We start from the raw sequence: 5,617 nt of genomic DNA, 5'->3' as shown, positions 1-5,617 counted from the left end.
GTCGATCAAGTACTGCGCAGCGGCATGGAAATCATCAAAGACGTTCTGCTTTTCGCCGAAGGTGCCGGCTCGATGCCATTGCTCACCCTCTTCTCCGCCGCCGCGCAGGTTGGCGACCGCGTAAACGCCCCCTGCTTCCACCCACGCCAGCGCGGAGGCCACATACTCGGGCGGCAGGCTGACATTAAATCCGCCATAGCCGTACAGAAGAGTAGGTCGAGGCCGGTCCGGTACGTCATCCGGGTCGCCAGAGACGATGAACATATGAACTGTGGTGCCGTCTTTCGAGGTGTACTCGACCTGCCGCGTATAAACCGTCGGCGATTTCGGCTTTCCCGGAGTATCTGCCCACAGAGTCGTCTCTGCGGTACGCGCGTCATAGCGGTAAACGCGCGGCGGCGTCCCGAAGTCGGTGTAGGTGAACCACGCCTCATGACCGCCGGCGCGCCGCGCGGTAAGCGCCTCGGTGGTGCCCACCGACGGAAGCGGCACGGTACCGCGCTGCTCGCCGGTCAAGGCGTCATGCACGGTGATCTCGCTGATCGCATGCCGAATCCGAGTCACCAGCAGCAGAGGACGCTCGAGTTCCGGGCCGTCGAGCACGACCAGGTTCTCGATCACCGCTTCCGGGTCCTCGGGGATGAGTTCCCGCCAAGCGTCGGGCACCGGGTCGTGCGGAGAGGTGACGCAGATCCGTCCGCGCGGCGCGTCCAGCGTCGTGAACACCAGCAGCCGTTCGGCCAGCGGGCTGTCCCCGCGCGCCGGATAAAGGTAGGTCGTCGCGGCCACGCCCACCTGTACCGGCTTGAACGGAGGCGCCGCCGGATCAGCCCCGGCCAGGTCGGCGAGGTAGAGGTCGTTGTTCGGCTCGGTGCCCTCGCTGCTGGAGACCTGAAGCCAGCGGCCGTCCGCCGAGATCGAGGCGTCGTGGTAGCAGGTCAGCTTCGAGCCCTCGCCGAAGACCATCGTGTCCTGCTCGGGGTCGGTGCCCAGGCGGTGCAGGTATACCCGCCGATGGAACTGGGTCTCGTTCGGCGGCACGAGGTCCGGCGCGAGGCGGCGGGTGAAGTAGTAGCCGCTGTCGTCGGCGAGCCAGGAGACCTCGGTGTAGCGGGTGCGGTCGATCGGCCCGTCCACCACCTCGCCGGTTGCCACGTTCATGATCCGGGTGACCGACTCCTCGGTGCCGCCCTCGGAGATCTGATACGCGATCAGCCGCCCGGACGGCGACGGATACCAGCCGTCCAGCGTCGTGGTACCCGCCGGGTCCAGCGCGATCGGATCGACGAGCACGCGCTCCGCGCCGGACTCGTCCACCGTCACCAGCACCGCGTGCTCCTGATCAGGCAGCCGCCTGGTGAAGAACGAGCGCTCACCGCGCCAGACCGGCGGGTCGATTGCCCCGGTCGCCGAGAGTTCGGCGATCCGTGCGCGCAGCCTTCGGTGCCCGTCCCACCCGGCACGCGCTTTCTGGAACAACGTGTCCTGAGCCGCGCTCCACGCCTTGGTCTGTGGAGAGGTCGGATCTTCAAGCCAGCGATACGGATCGCTGATCGTCAAACCGTGGATAACCTCGATGATCTCGTCACGGGGGGCCTGGGGATACGGTGCTACCGGGTGAGGACTCGTCACTCTTGGCACGTTAGCAACGACGCGGCGCGTTGTGTGCTGGGCCGAAAGAGTGAGCCGGCGTCGTGGCGTCCGAAGCTGCACGCGCCCCCCTTCCTAGGATCGAAGCACCAGGATCCTCGGGTGCGTACACACAGGAGACGCGGTGGACCGGCGCGTTGGCTATGGGCAAGGCGGCGGACCGACTCGCCCACCCGGTCCCCGCCCGACCCAGCAGGGTTCGCGGCCGTATTCGGCTCCGAACGCGCGGACACAGGCGCGATCCCAGGCCGGACGTCCGCAGTCCGGCCGGACCGAAGCCGAGCGAACCCAGACCGACAGAACCCAGGCGGGTAGACCACAGACCGGACGCACTCAGCCGGTCCGCCCGATGCCGGCGCGGTTGAGACTGACCCGGCGCGCCCGGATCTTCCTGCGCACGCTGTTCGGCAGCGCCTCGGCGCTCGTGCTGATCGCGGCCGCGGTCGGATGGTATTTCCACTCATCCGTGCTGGGCGGCCTGGCCAGTTCGCACGCGTTGGCTGGCCTCGGTTCCGCCCAGCAGAGCGGCGGCGACCTCAACATCCTGCTCATGGGGCTCGACTCGCGGCGCGACAACCAGGGCAACGACCTGCCGCCGGCGATCCTCTCCCAGCTGCACGCGGGCAGTTCCAGCGACGTGGGCGGGTACAACACGAACACGCTGATCCTGCTGCACGTCCCGGCGGACGGCTCCCGCGCAGTGGCCCTTTCCATTCCCCGCGACGACTACGTCGACCTGCCGGAAGGGCTCGGCGACCACAAGATCAAGGAGGCGTACGGCCGGGCCAAGGCCAACGCCGAGGCCGCCGCGCGCTCCACCGGAACGAGCGACCGCGCCGCGCTCGAGCAGCTCGGCCGGGAAGCCGGCCGGCACGCGGCCATCGACGCCGTGCAGCAGCTGCTCGGCGTGACCGTCGACCATTTCGCCGAGATCAACCTGGCCGGGTTCTACGACTTGGCCAACGCCCTCGGCGGCGTCACGGTGTGCCTGCGCGAGCCGGTGCACGACTGGTATTCGGGAGCGAATTTCCCGGCCGGCGTGCAAACCCTCGACGGCGCGCAGTCGCTCGCCTTCGTGCGGCAGCGGCACGGGCTGACCAACGGGGACCTGGACCGGACGCACCGCCAGCAGGCGTTCCTCGCCTCGGCCGTGAACAAGCTGCAGCACGCCGGCGTATTCGACGATCTAAGCAAGATCGACGCGCTGCTCGACGTCGCGCGCAAGGACGTGGTCGTCGACTCGGGATTCGACCTGCTGTCGTTCATCCACCAGGCGAGTGCGGTAACCGCGGGCAACGTGACCTTCTACACGCTGCCGATCAAGGGGTTCGCGACTGAAGACGGCGAGTCCGTCAACCTCATCGACCCGATGCAAGTACGCGAGGTCGCCCAGCGCTTGCTGTCCGGACAGAGCCCTGACGTGTCCGACTCGTCGAGCACGCCCACCGCTGCCGCTACCAGCGCGGCAGGTCCGGCGATCCCACAGGCAGCGGCGGAAGCGGCTGGCGCTGCGGGAACGCATCACGCGACGCACGCAGCAGTGAGCGGTAATCGGTCGAGCGGACGCACCACAGTGTCGAATGCCGTACCGGCGACGACCGCGCCAACCGTGAATGCGCCGCCCGGCATCCCGTGTGTTAACTGACAACGATGAACGCGCCGGTTGACTAACCGTCAGTCAGAGGGCGTGCCGTTCTGCGCGGGCTTAGTGTCGGTCGTCGCCCTGGCCGAGGCCGGGATGCCTTTGGTGGGCTGCCGGTCTCGCGGCGTGCGGACCCTGAGCACCTGACCTGGCGTACGACGCGGGCCGGACCACGGCGCAGGCACGGCATCGATGCGGTACGCGAGCGCGTAGGCGATCGACTCGTAGTTGACCCGCCAGCCGCGGAAGTGCGGCCACGCTTCCTCTGGGGTGCGTTCCATCGGATAGGTGCCGTAACGCAGCATGTCGATGCCCTGCGAGAACTCTGCGAACGTCAGCTGGATGTCGCTGTCGGGATCCGGGTCCGGGTCATACGGTATGCGTTCCATGTGAGCGATATCCCGTAGACAGTTGAACCCGCCGCGCAGCCCGATGCGCATCGCGCCGCTGTTCTGGTTCCGCGGATTGAGCGCGAGTTCGAGCGCCGCCGCGTCCATCACGGCAAGCAGCGCGACCAGCCAGTTGCGGTTCGGCTGCGGGGAGCGGAAATGGATCAGCACCGGATAGTTGGTGTGGCTCTCCGAGATCTCCGCGGCCCAGCGCTCCCAGCCCCGGTAGAGGTCGGGCAGGTTCTCCAGCAGCCCGGTGACCTGCACATGCCGGTAAAGGATCTCCGGGCCCCAGGCGGGCACCCCGGCGCGCGACTGCAGCAGCGTCACCTCGGCCTCGCGGCGCGAGTACGCGGTGTACAGCGCCGGCAGGTATCCGACCTGCAGGCCGATCGCCACCGGTCCCGACGCGGAGGCGCAGAAGTCCAGGAACGTCAGCCGGTCACGCGCGCTGGAGGCGAACCCCAGGGTGAACAGCGAGGAGCCGGCCTCCCGGAACGCGGCGTTGAAGCCGAGTCCGCTGGCCCCGGCGAGCAGCAGCCCGAAGCCGATCAGGAACAGCCCGAGCCAGCTGATCAGGGTGACCAGGATGGCCAGCGGCGCGGCCCAGGCCAGCACCCGGTCCTTGGCGTCGTAGGTGCCCAGCCGGTCGGCCAGGAACTGGAACGGCCAGCGCACCACGCCGTGTACCAGCCGGGTGTAGCTCGACCGCAGCCCGCGCGGCATCACCAGGCTGGCCACGACCGAAAGCCAGGCCGCGGCCACCACGGCGGCGCCCACTGCCAGCTCGAAGATCCTCATGTCTTACATTCTGTCGGTAGGAGCGCCTTGTCGGCGCGTGCAATGCTCCTGCGCATGACCCAATCTCCTGCCGATCTTGTGCTGCTCGGCGGCCCGTGCTTCACCGCCAACGCCGCTCACTCGTGGACGTCAGGGATTGCGGTGCGCCAGGGCGCCATCGCGGCGCTCGGGGAGCAGGAAGCTCGCGCGGCGATCGGGCCGCGCACGCGCGTGGTGGAGCTGGGCGGGCGGCTCGTGCTTCCCGGCTTCATCGACGCGCACGTACATCCGGTCTTCGGCGGCGCGGAACGACTGCGCTGCGATCTGACCGGGGCCCGCGACGCGGACGGGGCGGTCGCGCGGGTGGCCGCATATGCCGAGGCCAATCCGGACCTGCCGTGGATCGTCGGCGGCGGCTGGTCGATGGACCAGTTCCCCGGCGGCGCGCCGAGCCGCACGCTGCTCGACAAGGTGGTACCTGATCGCCCGGTCTTCCTGCTGAACCGAGACCACCACGACGCCTGGGCCAATTCCGCGGCGCTGCGTAGCGCTGGAGTGGACCGCGACACCCCGGATCCGACTGGTGGTCGCATCGCGCGCGAGCCCGACGGTTCCCCGGCCGGCGCCCTCCACGAGGAGGCCGCGAATCTCGTCGGCCGACACGCGCCACGGCTGACCGAAGACGATTATCTGAACGCCTTACTGGAAGGGCAGCGATACCTGCACTCCTTCGGCATCACCGGCTGGCAGGACGCGATCGTCGGCGGATATCTGGGCTATGACGACATCCTGCCCGCCTACCTGCGCGCGGCCCGAGAAGGACGGCTGACCGCCCACGTGACCGGAGCGCTGTGGTGGGACCGCAACCGCGGCCTGGAGCAGATCGCCGATCTGGTCGAGCGCCGGGAGGCCGCCGCGAACCTCGACGTGGCGGTAAGCCGAGGCGGCGGTGGGTTCAAGGCAGGGACCGTCAAGATCATGCAGGACGGCATCTGCGAGAACCTGACCGCCGCGATGCTCGGCCCTTACTACGACAGCGCAGGGAACGTCACTGACAACGCGGGGCACAGTTACCTCGACGCGGCGTTGCTTGCCCAAGCTCTCACGCGGCTTGACGCGCGCGGCTTTCAAGTCCACGTCCACGCGATCGGAGACC

4 protein-coding genes are annotated in these 5,617 nt (G+C 68.6%); 2 read left to right on the top strand and 2 right to left on the bottom strand.

Features of this window, described 5'->3' with window-relative positions; genetic code table 11:
• A partial coding sequence (locus VFB40_RS05385) for a prolyl oligopeptidase family serine peptidase (protein ID WP_324848169.1) occupies window positions 1-1,632 on the bottom strand: 1,632 nt, incomplete at its 3' end.
• Window positions 1,633-2,011: 379 nt separating this feature from the next.
• Between VFB40_RS05385 and VFB40_RS05380 the strand changes: the two genes are divergently transcribed.
• Window positions 2,012-3,295, top strand: coding sequence for an LCP family protein (locus tag VFB40_RS05380; protein WP_324848168.1), 1,284 nt, complete (start codon window positions 2,012-2,014; stop codon window positions 3,293-3,295).
• Window positions 3,296-3,324: 29 nt separating this feature from the next.
• On the opposite strand, the gene VFB40_RS05375 is transcribed toward VFB40_RS05380, so the two are convergent.
• Window positions 3,325-4,482, bottom strand: coding sequence for a hypothetical protein (locus VFB40_RS05375; protein WP_324848166.1), 1,158 nt, complete (start codon window positions 4,480-4,482; stop codon window positions 3,325-3,327).
• Between the two features lie 54 nt (window positions 4,483-4,536).
• Here VFB40_RS05375 and VFB40_RS05370 point away from each other — a divergent pair.
• A partial coding sequence (locus tag VFB40_RS05370) for an amidohydrolase (protein ID WP_324848165.1) occupies window positions 4,537-5,617 on the top strand: 1,081 nt, incomplete at its 3' end.

This window comes from Actinocrinis sp., from assembly GCF_035650855.1.
In the GTDB taxonomy this organism is placed as follows: domain Bacteria; phylum Actinomycetota; class Actinomycetes; order Streptomycetales; family Catenulisporaceae; genus Actinocrinis.
Note: the sequence above shows the minus strand (reverse complement) of the source record. Positions and strands in the feature narration are given on the sequence as shown.